Origin of the sequence: Cupriavidus numazuensis (assembly GCF_905397435.1) — a bacterium.
GTDB classification, from domain to species: Bacteria; Pseudomonadota; Gammaproteobacteria; order Burkholderiales; family Burkholderiaceae; genus Cupriavidus; species Cupriavidus numazuensis.
Window position 1 is genome coordinate 1 of sequence record NZ_CAJPVI010000062.1, and the last position, 18,883, is coordinate 18,883.

Sequence of the window (18,883 nt, forward strand, 5' to 3'; positions counted from 1 at the left end):
CGCCCCTTTGGGGCAACCAAAACGCGTTTTTGGTTACTTTTGTCGCTCGGACAAAAGTGACTCGCCGGCTACGCCGGCGAAACAGCCGCGCCAGCGAAGAGCGATAACCCAGCCCGAACGACAAGCCCCCGCCGGCTAAGCCTGCGAAACAGCCGCGCCCGCCACTCCCGCCAACTCCCGCGCCACCCGCTCCACGCACTCCATCGCCTTCTGCGCCATGGGCGAAGGCGCGCGTCCCGTCAGGCTCACAATGCCGGGCTGCACGATTAGCGATGGCCGATCCAGGATATCCAGCAGTGCGAGCGCGCCCGACGCAGTGTCTGCGCTCACCAGTGCCCGGGTGGCTGCCAGCACGGTATCCGTGGTAAGCGCGACCGCCCGTGGAATGGCGAAGTTGTCGCACTCGAGCGCGAGAAACGACGAGTCGCTGACTTGCGTGCCGAGCAACGCCGTCAGCTGATTCTTCATGACCTCAGGCGGCGTGGCCGACGCCAGGCCATAGTCCCAGACTTCTTCGAATGTGCATGGCCGCCCGACGAGCGGATGGCCCGCGCGCGCGAAGAAGTCGACCGGATGCGGTGCCAGCATGCGCACGGTCAGCGACGCGTCACGCGGCAATTCGGTCGTGTCGGAGACGAAGAACTCGATCGCTTCCGCACGCAGCCGCTCCAGCAATTGCTTCCAGTTGCTTTCCTCCACCCGCAGGCCGACCTTTGGATGCTCGCGCCGCAGTTCCGCCAATACGCGAGGCATCAGCATTACCGCCGGGAAGGGACCGGTGCCGAAGGACGCGTCGCCGAGTTCGACATCACGATACAGGTCGATATTGCGCCGCAGGCAACGCGCGTCGAACAGCAGCTTGCGGGCGCCCTCGATGACAAAGAGACCGGCCGGCGTCGGCCGGACGTCCGAGACGCCACGCTCCCCGCGCTCGAATAGTCGCAGTCCCAGTTCTGCCTCGATGGTCTGGATGCTGCGGCTGAATGCGGGTTGGCTCAGGTGGACGCGCTCGGCGGCCCGCACGAAATGCAGCTCTTCGGCGAGTACCACGACATGGCTAAGGCGGCGGAGATCCATCACGGCAACCTATGTGTTCAGCGCATTGAAGTTATGTTGAGTATGCATTAGACGAATTGCGTAGGCAAGCCTAGAGTCAACGCCACCAGTGCCATCCCCGACGGTGGCACCGATATGACAAAGACCAATCAAATATCCCGGAGACAACCCATGCAACTTTCGACCACGACCCTGAAGGCCGTGCCTAGCCAGGCCATGGCCGACACGCACGTCAGCGACGGCGAGACCTGGCCCTTTGCCGTGCGGCGATGCACGCCGGTCATTGGCGCCGAGATTTCCGGGGTCGACCTGAAAGACGATCTTTCGGATGAGACTTACAGTGCGCTCCGTCGCGCGCTCCTGAAGTTCAAGGTCCTGTTCTTCCGTCGCCAGGACATCACCCCCGCACAGCACGTCGCCGTGGCGAGGCGCTTTGGCGAACTCGAAGTCCACCCCGTGTTCCCCCATCACCCTGATCATCCCGAACTGGTGGTGTTCGGACGCGATGGCGGGCGCCGAGGCACCGAGAACATCTATCACTCGGACGTCTCATGGCGCGCGGTGCCTTCGATGGGGTCGATGCTGCGTTGCGTGTCCTGCCCGGAAGTGGGCGGCGACACCATCTGGGTCAACATGGCCGCTGCCTATGCCAACCTGCCGGAAGAGGTCAAGGCGCGCATCGCCAACCTGAAGGCCGTGCATGACGCACTGCCGCTGTTCAGTGCCGAACTGACCGAAGAGTCGTGCGATCGCATGCGCGAGCAGTTCCCTCCCGTCGTGCATCCGGTCGTGCGCGTGCATCCCGAAACCGGCGAGAAGATCCTCTTCGTCAACGAGGCCTTCACCACCCACCTTGCCAACTACGCGCGCGAGCAGCCTTACCGGATCGGTTCGGACTTCCGCCTCGCCGAGATGGACCTGCTGCAGTACCTCTACAGGCAAGCCGCCGCGCCGGAATATCAGGTCCGGCTGCGCTGGGAGCCCAACACCATCGCGCTGTGGGACAACCGCGCTACCCACCACTACGCCGTTCAGGACTACTTCCCGGCCCCGCGTCACATGAACCGCGCCACGATCATCGGCGACCGTCCGGCCTGAGCCGTTCACCGATCGCGGCAGTAGAAGACCAACAGGAAGCGGAGACAACATGAAGACCCTGGACAAGTTCTACATCAATGGCCAATGGATTGCCCCCTCCACTGGCGCCACCTTTACCGACATCGTCGACCCCGCTACGGAAGCCCTGACGGGCAGGCTGGCGATGGGTACCGCTGACGATGCCGATCGCGCCGTCCATGCGGCGCAGGCAGCGTTCCCGGCCTGGTCGGCCACCTCGCGCGAGACGCGCATCGCCGTGCTCGAACGCGTGATGGCCTGCTACCAGGCTCGCCTGGGTGCGCTGGCCGAGGCGGTGCGCCTGGAGATCGGTGCGCCGGCCACGCTGTGCGAAACGCTGCAGGCGCCGATCGGCCTCGGGCAGATCCAGGCCACGGTGGAAGCGCTGCGCCAGTTCGAGTTCGAGTCCGCGCGCGGACGCAGCTACGTGTGCCGGGAAGCCATCGGCGTGGTAGCGCTGATTACGCCATGGAACTGGCCGCTCAACCAGATCGCGGCCAAGGTCGCGCCCGCGCTTGCGGCCGGTTGCACCGTCGTGCTCAAGCCATCGGAAATTGCACCGCTGGACGCGATGCTCTTTGCCGAGGTCATGCACGAGGCCGGCGTTCCGGCAGGCGTGTTCAACATGATCTTCGGCGAGGGCACGGTGGTGGGCCGGGCGCTGTCTTCGCATCCGGGCGTGGACATGGTCTCCATTACCGGTTCGACGCGCGCAGGCGTGGAGGTGGCGATCAGCGCCGCGCCGACCGTCAAGCGCGTGGCGCAGGAACTCGGCGGCAAGTCGCCGCTGCTCATTCTCGACGATGCCGACCTGCAGACCGCGGTTGTGACGGGCGTGACGCAGCTCATGATGAACTCGGGCCAGACCTGCATCGCGCCCACGCGCATGCTCGTACCGCGTGCCCGCTATGAGGATGCTGTCACCATCGCAGCGGCGGCGGCGAATGCCATCCAGGTCGGCGACCCGGCCGATCCGGCCACCAGCATGGGACCGGTTTCCAGCCGGGGGCAGTACGACAAGGTGCAGCGCATGATCGGGATCGGCCTCGAAGAAGGCGCGCGGCTGGCAGCCGGCGGCCCTGGCCGGCCCGACGGTCTGGAACGCGGCTACTACGTCAGGCCCACCGTTTTTGCCGACGTGCGCAACGACATGACGATCGCCCGCGAGGAGATCTTCGGTCCGGTGCTCGTCATGATTCCCTACGACAGCGAGGACGAGGCCATTGCCCTCGCCAACGATACGGAATACGGACTGGCGGCCTACATCGCCTGCAACGATCCGGAGCGCACGCGCCGCATCGCCGCACGTCTGCGTGCCGGGGCAGTGTTCGTCAATGGCGCCATGCTCGACATCGCAGCGCCCTTCGGCGGCTACAAGACCTCGGGCAACGGGCGCGAGTTCGGCCCCGAAGGCCTGGCCGAATTCCTCGAAACCAAGACCGTGTCGGCTCCCTGACCCGGGCCTGCCGCATCCTCTGCGCGCCCGGGGTTTGCTCCGGTCGCCGTTCCCGCACATCAACGCCCCTGGCTGCCGGCCACCGCGCCCGCGCCCGGGGCGGCGCTCACCCTGAATCACCCTGAAGGAGGCCGCATGGACACTCCCTACCAACCCCTCAAGGCATGGCGGACAGCGTTGCTGCTGGTCGTCTACATGGTCATCAACTTTGCCGACAAGATCGCCGTCGGCTTGCTGGCAGTGCCGATGATGACCGAACTCAAGCTGTCGCCGACCGACTTCGGCCTGATCGGCAGCAGCTTCTTCTGGCTGTTCGCGGTGGCCGGCGTCGCCGGCGGCTTCATGGCCAACCGCCGGCCGGCCACCGGCATGCTGCTGGCGATGGCGCTTGCGTGGTCGGTGCTGCAGATCCCGATGGCGCTGTCGTCAAGCATTCTCGTACTGGTGGTCGCACGTGTGCTGCTGGGCGTCGCGGAAGGACCGGCGTGGCCCGTGGCCGTGCATGCCTGCTACAAGTGGTTTCCCAACACGAAGCGGGAACTGCCCGTCGTCTGCCTGGCCCAGGGCGGCGCCATCGGCCTGCTGCTGGCCGGCGTGGTCATGCCGCTGGTCACTGCCAAATGGGGCTGGCGCGCGAACTTCTATGGTCTCGCCGTACTCGGCCTGATCTGGGCATTGCTGTGGACTGCATTCGGCCGGGAAGGCAAGGGTATGGAATCCGGCGACACTGCAGTGCCATCGCACCTGCGGGTGCCCTACGGCAGGCTGCTGGCCGAGCCGACCGTGGCCGCCTGCATGGCCATGAAGTTCTTCTCCTACTGGGGCCTGGCGCTGACGCTGACATGGATGCCGGTGTACCTGCAGCGCGGCCTCGGCTTCGGTGCCGTTGAGGCGGGCCGCCTGTACGCCGCGTCGATTGCTTTGAGCATGCCATTGAGCCTGATCGGCTCCTGGCTGGTTCGGCAGATGCTGGCGCGCGGTTTTTCGTCGCGCAATGCCCGCGGACGCATGTGCGCGGCGGCGGTTGCGCTGGGCGGTTCGGCGTACGCATCACTGTGGCTGCTCGACCTGCCGCCGCTGGTCCGGGTCATCCTGATCGGCTTCACGCTGGGCGTGTCGCAGATTACATACTCGGTGGCGCCGGCCATCCTGGCCGAGGTCACGCCGGGCTCGCAGCGCGGGGCCATCCTCGCCATCGACAATTCCATCGCCTCGGTTGCCGGTGCGCTGGCGCCGCTGCTCACGGGCTTCCTCGTGCAAGGCATGGCAGGCGCAGCAGGCTATGAAGCGGGCTTCGCGCTATGCGGTGTGCTGATGATCGCCGGCGCGCTGGTGGGTGCCCTGGCTATCGATCCGGAAAAGGCGGCAGCGCGGGTGCGGGCGCATGCGATGCGTACGCAGGATGTGGCGGGTCAGATGCCTTCATCGCTTGCCGGACGGTGAAGCCAACGCGATCGCTCGGATGGTCGGGGGGGCAACCAATGTCAATGGCCATCCTTGGTTGAGAATCAACGACCGGGACTGGCCGGACTGGGACTACTTCCGGAGAGGCAGCGATTGTCCCGGCCCGACTCCTTGCCGTCGTCCGGGTCTCCGCGACGTCAACGTCCGTTCTTAAAATCCAACTGCCATTCGTTCACGCAGAAATGTCTGCCGCTTGATGGACTATCCGGCGAAGATAGTCCGCCATTGCCGCAAATCGCCGTTGGGATTCACGCTCGAAGACCCATGCCGCCAACGGGTCAAAGATGCGCAGGGACGGCCGCAATCTGATGCTGAATGTATAGATCAGCTCTGACTGGCCTGCCTTGATATCCCGGTGGCGCATCGATGCCGCCCAGAACCCAATCAGACCGGAGGGGCGGACACTTGCCGCCGCGGCAATTTCCGGTGGGCGGTAGCTCACGAACTGCGTGCGCATCCTGAGGCTGCGCATCCAGCCGCGACCGGTGTTGGCGGTAATCGCTCCGACATAAGGGTGTGTTCCACCTCCCTCAACATGGGTGGATGAGAGCAGGGTATCCCAGAGGAGGCGCTTCTCGTGGTTGTGGAATGCCTCAAAGACGTCGGCGGCTGAGCCGGGCATGGTCAGAATCAGGCGTCGTCTGGCCATCGCTATTGCTCCTCGACGGATGTGCTGATACCCCATAGCCGGAACAGCGGCTCGAATTCTGCCAGGTCGAGCAACCCCATGCAGGCGCGAGCGCCGCGAAAGGGCGGCGGCCCATCAAGCATCTTGCGCGTGACCAGTATTGCCGCCATGCAAGGCACCTCGGGCCCGTTCTTGTGTGGTGCGGTCAGGTGCCATATCGACTGGCCCGATGTCCCATCCGGACGCGCGCCGCTTACACAGACCCGCATGCCCCCGTTTTCGCTGCCGAACCGATCCAGCAGCTTCGTTGACATGCGGTCGAGCAGTCGCGCGCCGCGCGCAAGGGGCACGGCCACGCCATGCCGGCGCAGTGCGCCGGCAAGCCATAGCACCGCATGCTGGATCCGCAGTTCGAGCGCCGCATGAAATTCTACGGTCCGTACGGAAGGGTAGCGCTGTGGAAACAGCGCGAGGTCAGGGACATCGCAAGCGGCGGCCAGGCGCGGACCCAGACCGGGGAACATCATGGTGCGCAGATCCTGCCAGCCATATGCCACTCGCCATGAGCCGTCCTCCCACCTCGGGATGGGGGCGCCGGCGTAGCCAAGTACAGCCTTGAGCGTGGCCACGCCCCTGGGCGCTTGCTGACCCGGCGCAATCGCCACGCTGATGCAATCCACCCGGGAGAAGCCTGCGGAAAGCTTGTCCACGACGGCGCTGGATAGTGCGGGAACGCTGCTTGCCCCGCTGACGGCGCAGATTCCGGCGTAGCGTGCCCGGATGTCCAGATGGTTCGCGAAGCCGGCAACGAAGTCGCGGCCATCGGAAAGGTCTACGTAGTGCGCACCCAGCGCACACGCGGCCTCAGCCACGCGGTAGTCCTGACCCTGGAATGGCCCGGCGCAATGGACAACCAACTCTGGTTGCAGCTTAGCCAAGTCCCTCCGGAAATTGGGCGAGAGGATATCCAGCGTGGCGGTGCGCACGCACGGCGTGTCCCATGAGCGAGCGCTGCGTCCGGTGGCGACGATCTCATGTAGAGCATCCGCCGCAAGGCTCCTGCAGATTCGCGACCCGAAATTGCCTGTGCCGCCGACTACCACGATCCTCATTTCTGCTTCCCCTATCTGCCAGATCCGCCGTAAGCAGCCGGAATGTTCTTGTCGGCGCTGTTCATGGCCACGCCAATGCGGGCTTGGTCACCATCAGGAAGTACACGGCAATCATCGAGCCGAAGGCCGGATATCCAAGCCATACCCACCGCCGCGCGCAACGCCAGTAGTGCTGAGGCAATGTCGTCTGGCCGGCGGCCTGGGCTCGGGCAGCCATATCGGCCATATCAAGCTGAAGCTTTACGACCGGCAGCCAGCAGGCGCCTGCAAGGAAGAACAGAGCCACTGATCCGATCAGCCACGGTGTTTTCCACCCCCATCCGGCCGCATGCGCAAGCCAGAGCCCGGACAACGGTTGAAAGACTGCGGCCGGTGCGGTGAACCAGAAATCGGCACGCACAACAAGCCGGGAAACCGCGGCAATCACTGGGACGGATCGCGTCCGGTTCGCGAAGAAGAAATAGAATGCGGTTCCGAATCCAGTGCCAGTCAGCACAACGGAGGAGATGATATGAAGAGCCTTGATGGCCAGATAGGCGTTCATGACGCCGTTGCTTTCCTGTCAATGAGACCGAGGATCCGGACTGACTGCTGTTGAGCGCATGGCATCATCCGGTTCTTTTCATTCCGTGGTTTCCACCTACACAGAAATCACGGCCCAGCCAGCATTTCACCCGTGCATGAATCGTCCCTGCAGGCTACTGTTTGAGGCGCCTCACCGTTCGGCTTAGCTTCGCTCCAAGACCCAATGTCTTCATCAGCGTATCGGGCTTCATGCGCAGCATCTCGTCGGACCAGGTGGTTAGCGTTTCAAGGAACGCAAGGGTGTTGCGGATGCGCTGTTGCGCTTCCGGATCTTCTTCGCTGAGCTCCGGGCTTGCAAGGCTGTCCCGCAGCATGACCAGTGTGGGGTCGAGCTCGCGCTGGCGGCGGCCTTCCACGACCAGGCGGAAGAGTTCCCAGATATCGGTGGACGTTTCAAAGTGGTCGCGGCGGTCGCCCATGATGTGGACAACGCGCGCCAGCTTCCAGGCCTGAAGTTCCTTCAGGCTGTTGCTGACGTTCGAGCGCGCAACGCCGAGCGTCTCGGCAATCTCATCCGCGGTCACCGGGCGGCCAAGCAAGTAGAGCAAGGCATGGATTTGTGCGACGGTCCGGTTCACGCCCCAACGGGTACCCATTTCTCCCCAGTGGAGGATGAAGCGTTCAGAGACAGGTGTGAGTTCCATGGCTTAAAGCCTAGGATTTTCAGTTATTTCTGTCAAGACAGAAATAACTGAAAATAAACAGCATAGTGGGTTGTCTCTGGCCTTAACGGCCAGCGCCACCGGACTACTCACTAAATCGATTTGTCCTTGGCCGTCACCTGCGCTGTGACTTCGATAGTCTTATGGGCAATGCGACCTGTGACAGTGGCAACAAATACATACCTTCCCGCGGGGTCTTCGCGGTCGAATTCCAAGGTAACGACGGAATCCCAGAGCTCCGTGATTCCCGGCTTCGGTGCCGCCCGACGAGAGACCGGGGTCGGGCACGCTTCTTGGCTTGCTGTCGCTCCGCCTCCGCGCGGATAGCGGCACGCTTGCCCATCGGCTCTGCTTCGGGATCCCTTTATATCGGCATCGTTCGAACGCGTTGCACCCCTTCCGGTCGGTCATTGCGCACAGTCTGTTTTGAGGCAGGCCAGCGTCTCGCCGGACGAAAAAAAACGCCAACCCTTCCGGGTTGGCGTTTTGCTTTGGGCTATGAACCGATATCAGAACTGGTTCATCGTGTTGTCTTTGCCCGCTGCCTTCAGGGCAGCATCGCCGCTGAAGTATTCCTTGTGGTCGTCGCCGATGTCCGAGCCCGACATGTTCTGGTGCTTGACGCAGGCGATGCCCTGACGGATTTCCTTGCGCTGCACGCCAGCCACGTAACCCAGCATGCCCTGGTCGCCGAAGTATTCCTTGGCCAGGTTGTCGGTCGACAGCGCGGCGGTGTGGTACGTCGGCAGCGTGATCAGGTGGTGGAAGATACCGGCTTCACGCGCTGCGTCGGCCTGGAAGGTGCGGATCTTCTCGTCGGCGTTCTTGGCCAGTTCGGTGTCGTCGTATTCCACGCTCATCAGCTGGGCACGCTCGTAGGCCGACACGTCCTTGCCTGCAGCCTTCATGGCGTCATACGCTTGCTGGCGGAAGTTCAGCGTCCAGTTGAACGACGGGCTGTTGTTGTACACCAGCTTGGCGTTCGGGATGACCTTGCGGATCTCGTTGACCATGCCGGCGATCTGGGCGATATGCGGCTTTTCGGTTTCGATCCACAGCAGGTCGGCACCGTTCTGCAGCGAGGTGATGCAATCCAGCACGCAGCGTGCTTCACCCGTGCCGGCGCGGAACTGGAACAGGTTGCTCGGCAGGCGCTTCGGACGCATCAGCTTGCCGTTCTGCTTGATGACGACGTCACCGTTGCCCAGCGTGTCGGCCGAGACTTCGTCGCAGTCGAGGAACGAGTTGTACTGGTCGCCCAGGTCGCCCGGCGTGTGGGTCACGGCGATCTGCTTGGTCAGGCCGGCACCCAGCGAGTCGGTGCGGGTCACGATGATGCCGTCGTCCACGCCCAGTTCCAGGAACGCGTAGCGGACAGCACGGACCTTGGCCAGGAAGTCTTCATGCGGCACAGTGACCTTGCCGTCCTGGTGGCCGCACTGCTTCTCGTCGGACACCTGGTTTTCGATCTGGATGCAGCAGGCGCCGGCTTCGATGAACTGCTTGGCCAGCAGGTAGGTCGCCTCGGCGTTGCCGAAGCCCGCGTCGATGTCGGCGATGATGGGCACCACGTGGGTCACGTGGTTGTCGATCTTTGCCTGGATGGCGGCCTTGGCGGCAGCGTCCTTGGCAGCGTCCAGTTCGCGGAACAGGCCGCCCAGTTCACGGGCGTCGGCCTGGCGCAGGAAGGTGTACAGCTCGCGGATCAGCGCGCTGACCGAAGTCTTCTCGTGCATCGACTGGTCCGGCAGCGGGCCGAACTCCGAACGCAGCGCGGCGACCATCCAGCCCGACAGATACAGGTAGCGGCGGTCGGTGTTGTTGTTGAAGTGCTTCTTGATGGAGATCATCTTCTGCTGGCCGATGAAGCCGTGCCAGCAGCCGAGCGACTGGGTGTACTTCGACGGATCGGCATCATAGGCTGCCATGTCGGCGCGCATGATCTTGGCAGTGTACTTGGCGATGTCCAGGCCGGTCTTGAAGCGGTTCTGGGCCCGCATGCGAGCGGCGTACTCGGGATTGATGGCGTCCCACGCGCTGCCGTGTTTCTCCTTCAAACCAGCAACTGCCTTGATGTCGTCTTGATACTGAGCCATTTGTCTCTCCTGGGAGCAAAGCGCGTTTGAGTAGGGGATCGGAGCTTGCCGCTGCGTATGTCGCAGCGAACTGCATGGGTAAATAGTAGCGCCATTTGATGCGTTGCAGCGTCAGTCTTATATAAGACATAAGACTTTAATTATTCTTATTTTTCAATGAGATACGATGTGATTTTTACGATGTGAAACATGTTTTCGCGGGGCGAAAATCGAGGGGCGTGGAAAATTTCGGCGGATTCCACAATGTGAAACGCGCTTTCGCGTGCCGGAGGCAGGACAAGCCGGTGGCTCGAACCACGGGCCCCAAGCCCAGGGAATCAGCACGCGATCGTTTCGCCGTGCATTTCGCCTAAAGTTGGCTAGTGGCTTTGTGCGTCCCGGCGGTAGCCGGTCTTGTCGCAGGCCGAGGCTGCTCAGGCGCGCGGCAGCCTCCTTGGCATGTCCGGGGGCAAACGTCCGGGAGAAGCAGGCTTGGTGCCGCCGGCATCACGCCCCGGTGGTCGGTCGCGGCGATCGACAGCAGTTCTTGTGGTGCGTACTGCGACGAGCACGGTACGGCAAGGAGAGTCGTGATGGCTCAGGGATTCGACGCGATCATCATCGGAACCGGACAGGCTGGCCCCGCACTTGCCGAGCGGCTGTCCGGCGCGGGCATGAAGCTGGCCGTCATCGAACGCGCACGTTTTGGCGGCACCTGCGTGAACACCGGCTGCATTCCCACCAAGACCCTTATTGCGAGCGCGTATGCAGCCCAGCTGGCGCGTCGGGCTGCGGAGTACGGCGTGACCATCGGTGGGCCGGTCGCCGTCGACATGAAACGCGTGAAGGCACGCAAGGATGAGATCTCGGGCCGCTCCAGCAACGGTGTGGAGCAGTGGGTGCGCGGCTTGGCCAATACCACGGTCTATCAGGGGCACGCCCGTTTCGAGAGCGCGCACAGCGTACGGGTCAACGGTGAACTGCTGGAAGCCAGGCAGATATTTGTGAACGTTGGCGGCCGGGCCCTGGTTCCGCCCATGCCGGGGCTGGATCAGGTGCCGTTCCTCACCAACACGGGGATGATGGATGTGGATTTCCTGCCGGAGCACCTGATCGTCATTGGCGGCAGCTACATCGGCCTCGAGTTTGGCCAGATGTACCGGCGATTTGGCGCCAGGGTGACCGTCGTCGAAAAAGGCCCGCGCCTGATCCAGCGTGAGGACGAGGATGTCTCCCAGGCAGTGCGGGAGATACTGGAAGCCGAAGGCATCGACATCCGGCTCAATGCCAACTGCCTCAGCGCGCGCAGGGATGGCGCCCATCTTGCCGTCGGGCTGGATTGCGCGTCCGGTGCGCCCGAAGTGCACGGTACGCATCTGCTGATGGCGGTCGGGCGCGTGCCCAACACGGACGATCTCGGGCTCGACAAGGCGGGGGTGGAGACCGACGCCCGCGGCTATATCAAGGTCGACGAACAGTTGCGCACCAGTGTCCCCGGCATCTGGGCGCTTGGCGATTGCAACGGCCGTGGCGCCTTCACGCATACGTCATACAACGACCATGAGATCGTCGCTGCCAATCTCCTCGACAATGACCCGCGCAAGGTGTCGGACCGCATCGCTGCGTATGCCATGTTCATCGACCCTCCGCTCGGCCGCGCCGGCATGACGGAGGCGGAAGCCCGGCAATCCGGCCGCAAGATACTGGTCGGCACGCGGCCGATGAGCCGTGTCGGGCGCGCCGTGGAGCGAGGCGAGAGTCTCGGCTTCATGAAGGTCGTGGTCGACGCGGACACCCGGATGATCCTTGGTGCGGCGATCCTGGGCCTGACCGGCGACGAGGTGATTCACTCGATCCTCGACGTCATGTATGCCGGCGCCCCCTATACGATCATCAGCCGCGCGATGCACATCCATCCCACGGTGTCCGAGCTGATACCGACGCTGCTGCAGGAGTTGCGGGTACCGGACTAGCTGGCACCCGTGCGCAACGATGGGGGAAGGGCCATGAACGAGAAGACGCCAGGCACCGGCCCCGCGCAAGCGGAAGCGCCGCTCGCGGAGCTACCGGGCAAGGTCGTGCTGGTACTGCAGGGTGGTGGCGCGCTTGGCGCCTACCAGGTGGGTGTCTACCAGGCCTTGCATGAGGCGGGCCTCGAGCCGGAATGGGTGATCGGCACCTCGATCGGGGCGATCAACGGCGCCATCATCGCCGGCAATCCGCCAGAGCAGCGGCTCTCCCGGCTCAGGCAATTCTGGGACAGCGTTGCCTATCGCGCCGCCGCGCTGGGGAGCAGCGGCTTTCGGCAACTCGAAGACTGGCTGCGGGTGGTGAATATCACGACGCGGGGCATTCCGTCGTTCTTCACGCCAAGCCCCGATGCGTGGTGGCCGGGCGTGCACGCATCGGTCGGCCTCGCCAGGGCGGCGTTCTACTCCACGTCGCCGCTGCGCGCGACGCTGAAGGGGAACGCGAGCAGGCCGACGTACAGGAATTGCTCGGCTGGGGATGCGGGACCACCATGCACGTGGTCGAACTCGATGCGCCGCAACTCGACGGCAACGACATGCACCGCGATATCGACTTCTCTACCTGCGGGATCGAGCGCCGCTGGATGGCCGGCTACCAGGACACGCGACGCGTGCTGGAGCGTGCCCCATGGCGCGATCCACTGGACCCGATCGAGGGGATTGCCGTGCATCGGCTGTTCGGCGCAACATCATCGGTTGCCTGATGCTGCCACTAGGCCGGGGTGGTAGGGCGCCTGCCCGGTACAGATCATGGCGTGTTGTCGACACAACGAAAAAGCGCGGCAAAGCCGCGCCCAGATTGCTGACAAAGCTGGTGCACCAGCTTGTTTGCTCCCCTCTCCCGCTTGCGGGAGAGGGGTTGGGGGAGAGGGCAGGCGCATGACAAGCACCGTGACGCCTCACTTCGTGGCAACTCCTGCCCTCTCCCCCGCCCCTCTCCCATAAATGGGAGAGGGGGGACAACAGTCGCTGCTCTCGACTTTGTCCGCAACCTCAGCGCCGCAAAGCCGCGCCGGGTGTTCTCCGTGTTCCCGCCCGGTCTTCTGCCAGGCTCCCGTCCCCTCGCTGATTACCTCACACTCACCGCCGCCTGCCTGCGCAGCGTTTCCGTGGTTTCCCCATTGCCGTCGTGGCTCCAGCCCGGAGGCATCACCAGATACCCGATTGCATTGAGCACGTTGCCCGACTTCATCATGTCCTTGCCCAGGCTGACCCAGTGTTCGAACTGGTTGACGATCGGGTTGTGCGTGGTGGTCGGGTGGACCAGGCCGAAGCGGCACGGTTCGTCTTCACGCTCTTCCACATAGGTGCCGAACAGGCGGTCGAAGATGATCAGCACGCCGCCGTAGTTGGCATCGAGGTAATCGACATTCGAAGCATGGTGCACGCGGTGTGCCGACGGGGTGTTGAACACGTACTCGAACCAGCCGAGCTTGGGGATCCACGTGGTGTGCAGCCAGAACTGGTAGAGCAGGTTGAGGCTCAGCGCGGCCAGCACGGCTTCGGGGCGTACGCCAAGCCAGACCAGCGGGGCGAAGAACATCGCGGTGCCGGTGAGCTTGCCGGTCAGGCCGAGGCGGTAGGCGGTGCCGAGCGTCAGCTCGTTCGGCGAGTGGTGCACCGCATGCGTGGCCCAGAAGAAGCGGATGCGGTGCGACGCGCGGTGGTACCAGTAGTAGCAGAATTCCTGGCCGATGAAGAGCAGCAGCACCATCAGCACGCTGTGGATCTGGATCGTGTTGATGCGGTGGTCCCAGGCGAACGCGAAGATCGGCGTGGCCAGCGACAGCGGCAGCAGCGCCATCAGCTTGCGGCCGACCATGTCGGCCAGCGACAGCCCCATTTCGTGCCAGGGGTAGGTCTTGCCTTGCTGGCGAGCCTTGCGGGCCAGGAAGAAGGCTTCCACCATCGAGGCCGCCAAGACGAAGACCGTGGCGAAGAGAGTGATCTTGTGAAGGTTGTGCATGATCGTTCCAGTGCAGTGAGTGGGACGCCTTGTTTGCGGAGCGGGCCGCCGTCGCGTCGGTGAGGCAAATGTAGTGGCCGGGCGCGCCGGACGCCATGCAGGAAATATGTCGCCATGTGTCATGGCTGGCGGGGCGTCACTGCGCATGGAAATGGCGGTGCATCGCGGCACGGCGCCGGTGAATGAGCGCTGCGCGTCGTGTAACACCGTGACATGTTTTCCACCGCGAAAAGCGCCGGTCGTCCTCCTATAGTTCGGTCCGTTGCCGCGACGCACTGTGCGGCCCGAACCGAACTGAACCTGAAGGACCTGACATGCACTCACGCTTTCCCCGTCTGCTTGGCGCCGCTACCGGCGCGCTGATCGTGCTGGCCAGCACCCCGGCCTTGGCGGCCTGGGGCGGCCACGGCACGGCCTACACGCCGCATGGCACCTACAACGGTGCGCACTACGGCTTCTGCGGCGGCGGCAGCTGTTCGCATGCCGGCGGTGTAGCCGGCCCTTACGGCGGCCTGGCTACCAACACCGGCACCGTGACCCGTAACGCTCCCGGACAGTTTTCGAACAGCGGCACGGCGACTGGCCCGAACGGCCGCTCGGTGCAGCACGGCGGCAATACGAGCTGCGCCGGCGGCACTTGCTCGCACACCGGCAACCTGGCCGGGCCGGACGGGCAGACTGCCAGCACTTCAGGCAGCGTGACGCGTGAGGGCGCCGGCCAGTATTCCTCGTCCGGCACAGTGACCGGTGCGAACGGCAACACCGTGAGCCATGCCGCCTCGACCAGCTGCGCCGGTGCGACCTGCGCGCGCTCGGGCACTGTCACCGGCACGGATGGCGGCACCGTCACGCATTCGGGGAGCGCCACCCGTGTGGCGCCGGGCGTCGTGACCACGGGGGGCGGCAGCTCCGTCGTCCATGGCAGCACGGTCGTTACCACCGGCACGGTGACCACGGGAACCGTGACGACTGGCGGTGCGGTCGTGGCGGTGTCCACGCCGCCGGTGGTTGTCACGCCGCCGCCCCCGCCGCCGGCCACGGTCTATGTCCCGCCCCCCAAAGTGGTGGTGACCACGCCCCCGCCCGCGAAGGTCGTGGTTGCGGTTCCCCCGCCGCCGCCAAGAGTCGTCGTCGCGACGGCGCCGCTGCCAATGGTGGTGGTCAGGCCCGCACCGGTGCCGCGTGCCGTCTACGTTGCGCCGCGAGTGGTCTACGTGGCGCGCCCGCCGCGTGCGGCGGTGATGGTGCCGGGCCACTGGGCCGCCGGTGTATGGGTGCCTGCGCACCTCGTATGAGTCCAACCCGTTCGAATCCCAATCTCAATGCCTTGCCGGCGCGTGCCGGCTACCCACGGAGAACATCATGAAGAAGATGATTGCAGTGCTCGCCTTGTGTATTGTTTCAGCAGGCGCCTCGGCGCAAAGTGCGGAGATGCCCGCAGCGGGCGGCCCACGCGTCGAGCGTGCGGTGCAGCAACTGCAGGCGCGTTTCGCCAGCGCCAACACCACGCATGACGGCAAGCTGACCCGCGAACAGGCCGCGGCCGGCATGCCGATGGTGGCGAAGCATTTCGACGAGATCGACGCGCAGCGCAACGGCTACATCACGCTGCCGCAGATCGAGGCGTTCATGAGGCAGGAAATGATGTCGCGCAGAGGCGGTTGAGGTTGGCGTATGACGATGCCGGAGGCCCGCGATGGAGCAGGAGAACAGGATTATCGTGCTCGACGACGAAGCCGAGCTGCGCAATATGCTGCAACGGTTCCTGACGGGCCATGGCTTCCGCGTGCGCGCAGTGGCCGATGGCAAGCAACTCGACCGCTACCTGCAGCGCGAGCCCCATGACCTGCTGGTGCTGGACCTGATGATGGAGCCCGAAGACGGCCTCACCATCTGCCGCCGCCTGCGCGCCGAAGGGCACACGCTGCCGATCCTGATGCTGACCGCGAAGGGCGACCCGATGGACCGCGTCGCGGGCCTGGAAACCGGCGCCGACGACTACCTGGCCAAGCCCTTTGTCCCGGACGAACTGGTGGCGCGCATCCGCGCGCTGCTGCGGCGCCAGAAGATGGCCGCGGGCGATCCCACGGTGACTACGCAGACGCTGCGCTTTGGTGATTTCACGTTCGATGTCGGCAAGCAGTCGCTCACGCGCGGCGGCGAGCCCGTGGAAGTCCATTCCGCGCAGATGCTGCTGCTGCATGCGCTGGGCTCCTCGCCCAACCGTGCGGTAAGCCGCGACAACCTGCTCGCGCGCGCACGCGGTCGCGACCATGACGCGCTCGACCGCAGCATCGACGTGCAGATCCTGCGACTGCGCCAGATCGTCGAGGACGATCCCTCCAAGCCGCGCTTCATCAAGACCGTGTGGGGCGTCGGCTACATGCTGGTGGCCGGCGTCGAATCGTGATGCGGATCGGGCTGCCGCGCTCGCTGCTGGCGCGCAATATCGCGCTGCTGGTTGCGCTCGTGGCGCTCACGCAGGCGTGCTCGCTGACCGTGCTGCTGCATTACGTGCAGCGCCCGCGCATCGAGCGAGCGGCCATCATCTTCGCGGACTACGTGAAGATGCTCGATGGCGTGCTTGGTGCCATGCCTGCCGATACGAGCGGTGCCGTGGCGCAGCGGCTCGGCGCGCAGTGGCAGGACCCCGCGCACGCCACGCCGCAGGCCGACCCCAACCCGCTGCAGCTCTTCCGCACTTACCAGCGCGACGTGTTCCTCGAAGCCCTGCAGCGCCACCTGCCATCCGACATGCCGGTGCGATGGCAGTCCGGCGACGAAGAGCGGCTGTGGATCCGCCTTCACGTCGCCGATACCGCGCGCTGGGTCGCCATGCCGATGACCGAGGATGCGCGTGCGAGCGGCATCACCACGGCGTTGATCCTCTCGACAGCACTCGCCTTGCTGGCCGCGCTGACCGGCTACCTGATCCAGCTCCACCTGAACCGTCCGCTGCAGGATCTCGCAGACGCCGCGCGCCAGATCTGCGCGGGCGATTCGCCGCCGCCGCTGCCAACCAACGGGCCGACGGAGATCGCCCAGGTCAGCAGCGCCTTCAACCAGATGACGCAGGCGCTGCAGCAAGCCGAGCAGACGCGCGCGCTGATGCTCGCAGGCGTCTCGCACGACATCCGCACGCCGTTGACCAAGCTGCGCCTGGCAATGGCCATGTCGATCCCGCGCGGCGCCGACGATGCGTTCGTGGCGTCCGCCGAAGGCTATCTCGATCATATCGAGACCATCCTGCAGCAGTTCATGGACTATGCAGGCAGCGGCGAGAAAGAGCAGCCGCAGCCCGGCGACATCAATGCGCTCGTCAGCCAGCTTGCCTCGGATTTCGCGGGGCTTGGCCACGAGTTTGAGTTGTCGCTCGGCGATCTGCCTCCGGTTCCGTTCCGTCCTGTCAGCTTGCTGCGCCTGCTGATGAACCTGATGCAGAACGCCGTCGTCTACGGCAAGACGGGCCTGGCCGTGCGCACGTGGCGCGATGGCGGGTCCGCATGCATTGCCGTGGGCGATCGCGGCACGGGCATTGCGGCGGCCGAGCTCGAACAGCTCAAGGCGCCGTTCAGCCGCGGCGCCAATGCGCGCACCCACTCGGGCGGCACGGGCCTGGGTCTGGCGATCGTCGAGCGCATCGCGCGCCTGCATGGCGGCACGCTGCAGTTCCGCGCACGCGAAGGCGGCGGGCTGGAGGCAGTGGTATCGCTGCCGCTGCACGCGCAAGGCGTGCAGCGCCCCTGAGCATCCGGGCACACGCCAACGCATCGCGCCGTGACATCGCGCGAAATATTTGATGCATGGCGATTCGGGCGGGCATTTCCCATACTTTGGTCACCGCGACGCCACTCACCGCAACCCTACGTAGTGACAGCGTTTCCGATCACTGAATGGCCATTGCCGCCGATTAAAGGATTCGACATGCAAACCACCTTCCAAGCCATCGCCCTCAACACCAAGCGCCTCGCCGTTGCCGCTGTGGCCACTGCGGCCATGCTGAGCGCCGGCTGTGCCAGCGCGTCTGTCACTGGCATCCAGCAGACCGGCCTGATGCAGCCCGTGCACGCGGACGTCATCTATGTGCGCGCATTCGATGCCGAGGCTGGACAGGTGAAGCTCGACAGCGGCTTCGCGCATCAGCTGAAGACGCTGGCCTCCGGTGGCTCGGCCGCCAGTGCGCAGTCCGGCGCCGCCGCCGAAGCGCGCACGCAGGTCGCTGACGAAATCGTGCGCCAGTTGCAGGCCAGGGGGCTGCGCGCGGTGCGTGCCGATGGTCCGGTGCCCGCGGGTGCCAGCGCACTGGTGGTCGATGGCGACTTCAGCAAGATCGATGAAGGCTCCAGCCGCCGGCGCCTGCTGATCGGCCTCGGGCCCGGCAAGAGCGAAGTCGGTGCCTCGGTGCGGATTTCGTACAAGCCCGCCAACGGCGCAGCGGTGCCGCTGCAGAACTTTGTCGCCACGGCCGACAGCGGCCATATTCCCGGCGTTGCCGAAACCGCAGGCGTAGGCGCCGCCGCGGGCCACATTGCAATGGCCGCTGCTGCCGGCACGGGCGTGCATGGGTTGTCCGAAGCGAAGCGCGACAGCTTGTATGCCGATGCCACGCGGCTTGCCGATTCGATCGCCATGCAGGTGATGGCGGCGAGCACGGAAGAGGGATGGTTGTCGGCACCGGCCGCGATCTGAGCGTGGTCGCGGTGCTCGCCGCAGCGCTGTCCTGCTACATGCAT

17 protein-coding genes and 1 pseudogene are annotated in these 18,883 nt (G+C 64.9%); 11 read left to right on the forward strand and 7 right to left on the reverse strand.

From position 1 onward, the window contains the following. Positions 1 to 135: 135 nt before the first annotated feature. Complete coding sequence (locus KHO41_RS33975; protein WP_211957615.1) at positions 136 to 1,077, reverse strand: LysR family transcriptional regulator; 942 nt, start codon at positions 1,075 to 1,077, stop codon at positions 136 to 138. A gap of 195 nt (positions 1,078 to 1,272) precedes the next feature. Here KHO41_RS33975 and KHO41_RS33980 point away from each other — a divergent pair, with 195 nt between their 5' ends. The 3 genes from KHO41_RS33980 to KHO41_RS33990 all read left to right on the forward strand — a co-directional run bounded on the left by KHO41_RS33980 (position 1,273) and on the right by KHO41_RS33990 (position 5,071). After that, positions 1,273 to 2,154, forward strand: coding sequence for a TauD/TfdA dioxygenase family protein (locus KHO41_RS33980; protein ID WP_211957651.1), 882 nt, complete (start codon positions 1,273 to 1,275; stop codon positions 2,152 to 2,154). 49 nt (positions 2,155 to 2,203) lie between these two features. Further along, a complete protein-coding gene (locus KHO41_RS33985) occupies positions 2,204 to 3,628 on the forward strand; it encodes an aldehyde dehydrogenase family protein (RefSeq protein ID WP_211957616.1) in 1,425 nt (474 codons plus the stop codon). A 135-nt stretch (positions 3,629 to 3,763) separates the two neighbouring features. Further along, the gene (locus tag KHO41_RS33990; RefSeq protein WP_211957617.1) at positions 3,764 to 5,071 is read left to right on the forward strand and encodes an MFS transporter; all 1,308 of its coding nucleotides are present in this window, start codon (positions 3,764 to 3,766) and stop codon (positions 5,069 to 5,071) included. A gap of 193 nt (positions 5,072 to 5,264) precedes the next feature. On the opposite strand, the gene KHO41_RS33995 is transcribed toward KHO41_RS33990, so the two are convergent. From KHO41_RS33995 to KHO41_RS34015, 5 genes are all read right to left on the reverse strand, one after another. Beyond that, complete coding sequence (locus KHO41_RS33995; RefSeq protein WP_211957618.1) at positions 5,265 to 5,741, reverse strand: SRPBCC family protein; 477 nt, start codon at positions 5,739 to 5,741, stop codon at positions 5,265 to 5,267. Between the two features lie 2 nt (positions 5,742 to 5,743). Then, positions 5,744 to 6,832: a saccharopine dehydrogenase family protein gene (locus tag KHO41_RS34000; RefSeq protein ID WP_211957619.1), complete on the reverse strand. Its 1,089-nt coding sequence runs from the start codon at positions 6,830 to 6,832 to the stop codon at positions 5,744 to 5,746. A 61-nt stretch (positions 6,833 to 6,893) separates the two neighbouring features. Next, positions 6,894 to 7,376: a DUF2269 family protein gene (locus tag KHO41_RS34005; protein ID WP_211957620.1), complete on the reverse strand. Its 483-nt coding sequence runs from the start codon at positions 7,374 to 7,376 to the stop codon at positions 6,894 to 6,896. Between the two features lie 154 nt (positions 7,377 to 7,530). Continuing rightward, positions 7,531 to 8,061 (reverse strand): GbsR/MarR family transcriptional regulator, encoded by a 531-nt coding sequence (locus tag KHO41_RS34010; protein WP_211957621.1) that lies wholly within the window; start codon positions 8,059 to 8,061, stop codon positions 7,531 to 7,533. A gap of 527 nt (positions 8,062 to 8,588) precedes the next feature. Beyond that, positions 8,589 to 10,175, reverse strand: coding sequence for an isocitrate lyase (locus tag KHO41_RS34015; RefSeq protein ID WP_211957622.1), 1,587 nt, complete (start codon positions 10,173 to 10,175; stop codon positions 8,589 to 8,591). A 572-nt stretch (positions 10,176 to 10,747) separates the two neighbouring features. Here KHO41_RS34015 and KHO41_RS34020 point away from each other — a divergent pair. The 3 genes and pseudogenes from KHO41_RS34020 to KHO41_RS41815 all read left to right on the forward strand — a co-directional run bounded on the left by KHO41_RS34020 (position 10,748) and on the right by KHO41_RS41815 (position 12,888). Continuing rightward, entirely contained in the window at positions 10,748 to 12,127 is a 1,380-nt protein-coding gene (locus KHO41_RS34020) for an FAD-containing oxidoreductase (protein ID WP_211957623.1), read from the forward strand. A 33-nt stretch (positions 12,128 to 12,160) separates the two neighbouring features. Continuing rightward, positions 12,161 to 12,661: pseudogene (locus KHO41_RS34025) on the forward strand (patatin-like phospholipase family protein); the annotation flags it as partial. Next, a complete protein-coding gene (locus KHO41_RS41815; protein ID WP_342344493.1) occupies positions 12,649 to 12,888 on the forward strand; it encodes a DUF3734 domain-containing protein in 240 nt (79 codons plus the stop codon). The pseudogene KHO41_RS34025 and the gene KHO41_RS41815, both read left to right, overlap by 13 nt. 365 nt (positions 12,889 to 13,253) lie before the next feature. Here the strand turns inward: KHO41_RS41815 and KHO41_RS34030 are convergent, their stop codons facing one another. Next, positions 13,254 to 14,150 (reverse strand): sterol desaturase family protein, encoded by an 897-nt coding sequence (locus tag KHO41_RS34030; RefSeq protein WP_211957624.1) that lies wholly within the window; start codon positions 14,148 to 14,150, stop codon positions 13,254 to 13,256. A 314-nt stretch (positions 14,151 to 14,464) separates the two neighbouring features. On the opposite strand from KHO41_RS34030, the gene KHO41_RS34035 reads away from it, so the two are divergent. The 5 genes from KHO41_RS34035 (at position 14,465) to KHO41_RS34055 (ending at position 18,839) form a co-directional block, all read left to right on the forward strand. After that, a complete protein-coding gene (locus KHO41_RS34035) occupies positions 14,465 to 15,445 on the forward strand; it encodes a hypothetical protein (protein ID WP_211957625.1) in 981 nt (326 codons plus the stop codon). 67 nt (positions 15,446 to 15,512) lie between these two features. Further along, positions 15,513 to 15,815 (forward strand): EF-hand domain-containing protein, encoded by a 303-nt coding sequence (locus KHO41_RS34040; RefSeq protein WP_211957626.1) that lies wholly within the window; start codon positions 15,513 to 15,515, stop codon positions 15,813 to 15,815. Between the two features lie 31 nt (positions 15,816 to 15,846). After that, the gene (locus tag KHO41_RS34045) at positions 15,847 to 16,560 is read left to right on the forward strand and encodes a response regulator (RefSeq protein WP_211957627.1); all 714 of its coding nucleotides are present in this window, start codon (positions 15,847 to 15,849) and stop codon (positions 16,558 to 16,560) included. Next, entirely contained in the window at positions 16,560 to 17,897 is a 1,338-nt protein-coding gene (locus KHO41_RS34050) for an ATP-binding protein (protein ID WP_211957652.1), read from the forward strand. The genes KHO41_RS34045 and KHO41_RS34050 overlap by 1 nt, the downstream gene beginning before the upstream one ends. Positions 17,898 to 18,074: 177 nt before the next feature. Further along, positions 18,075 to 18,839 (forward strand): DUF4410 domain-containing protein, encoded by a 765-nt coding sequence (locus tag KHO41_RS34055; protein ID WP_211957628.1) that lies wholly within the window; start codon positions 18,075 to 18,077, stop codon positions 18,837 to 18,839. The last annotated feature ends 44 nt before the right edge of the window (positions 18,840 to 18,883 follow it).

What these genes read in the sequence shown, in the direction of transcription:
- KHO41_RS34010 (WP_211957621.1), bottom strand. Translation starts at nt 8,061, where the DNA reads ATGGAACTCACACCTGTCTCTGAACGCTTCATCCTCCACTGGGGAGAA.
- KHO41_RS33985 (WP_211957616.1), top strand. Translation starts at nt 2,204, where the DNA reads ATGAAGACCCTGGACAAGTTCTACATCAATGGCCAATGGATTGCCCCC.
- KHO41_RS34055 (WP_211957628.1), top strand. Translation starts at nt 18,075, where the DNA reads ATGCAAACCACCTTCCAAGCCATCGCCCTCAACACCAAGCGCCTCGCC.
- KHO41_RS34020 (WP_211957623.1), top strand. Translation starts at nt 10,748, where the DNA reads ATGGCTCAGGGATTCGACGCGATCATCATCGGAACCGGACAGGCTGGC.
- KHO41_RS34000 (WP_211957619.1), bottom strand. Translation starts at nt 6,832, where the DNA reads ATGAGGATCGTGGTAGTCGGCGGCACAGGCAATTTCGGGTCGCGAATC.
- KHO41_RS34050 (WP_211957652.1), top strand. Translation starts at nt 16,560, where the DNA reads ATGCGGATCGGGCTGCCGCGCTCGCTGCTGGCGCGCAATATCGCGCTG.
- KHO41_RS33990 (WP_211957617.1), top strand. Translation starts at nt 3,764, where the DNA reads ATGGACACTCCCTACCAACCCCTCAAGGCATGGCGGACAGCGTTGCTG.
- KHO41_RS33980 (WP_211957651.1), top strand. Translation starts at nt 1,273, where the DNA reads ATGGCCGACACGCACGTCAGCGACGGCGAGACCTGGCCCTTTGCCGTG.
- KHO41_RS34015 (WP_211957622.1), bottom strand. Translation starts at nt 10,175, where the DNA reads ATGGCTCAGTATCAAGACGACATCAAGGCAGTTGCTGGTTTGAAGGAG.
- KHO41_RS33995 (WP_211957618.1), bottom strand. Translation starts at nt 5,741, where the DNA reads ATGGCCAGACGACGCCTGATTCTGACCATGCCCGGCTCAGCCGCCGAC.
- KHO41_RS34030 (WP_211957624.1), bottom strand. Translation starts at nt 14,150, where the DNA reads ATGCACAACCTTCACAAGATCACTCTCTTCGCCACGGTCTTCGTCTTG.
- KHO41_RS34045 (WP_211957627.1), top strand. Translation starts at nt 15,847, where the DNA reads ATGGAGCAGGAGAACAGGATTATCGTGCTCGACGACGAAGCCGAGCTG.
- KHO41_RS34005 (WP_211957620.1), bottom strand. Translation starts at nt 7,376, where the DNA reads ATGAACGCCTATCTGGCCATCAAGGCTCTTCATATCATCTCCTCCGTT.
- KHO41_RS33975 (WP_211957615.1), bottom strand. Translation starts at nt 1,077, where the DNA reads ATGGATCTCCGCCGCCTTAGCCATGTCGTGGTACTCGCCGAAGAGCTG.
- KHO41_RS34040 (WP_211957626.1), top strand. Translation starts at nt 15,513, where the DNA reads ATGAAGAAGATGATTGCAGTGCTCGCCTTGTGTATTGTTTCAGCAGGC.
- KHO41_RS34035 (WP_211957625.1), top strand. Translation starts at nt 14,465, where the DNA reads ATGCACTCACGCTTTCCCCGTCTGCTTGGCGCCGCTACCGGCGCGCTG.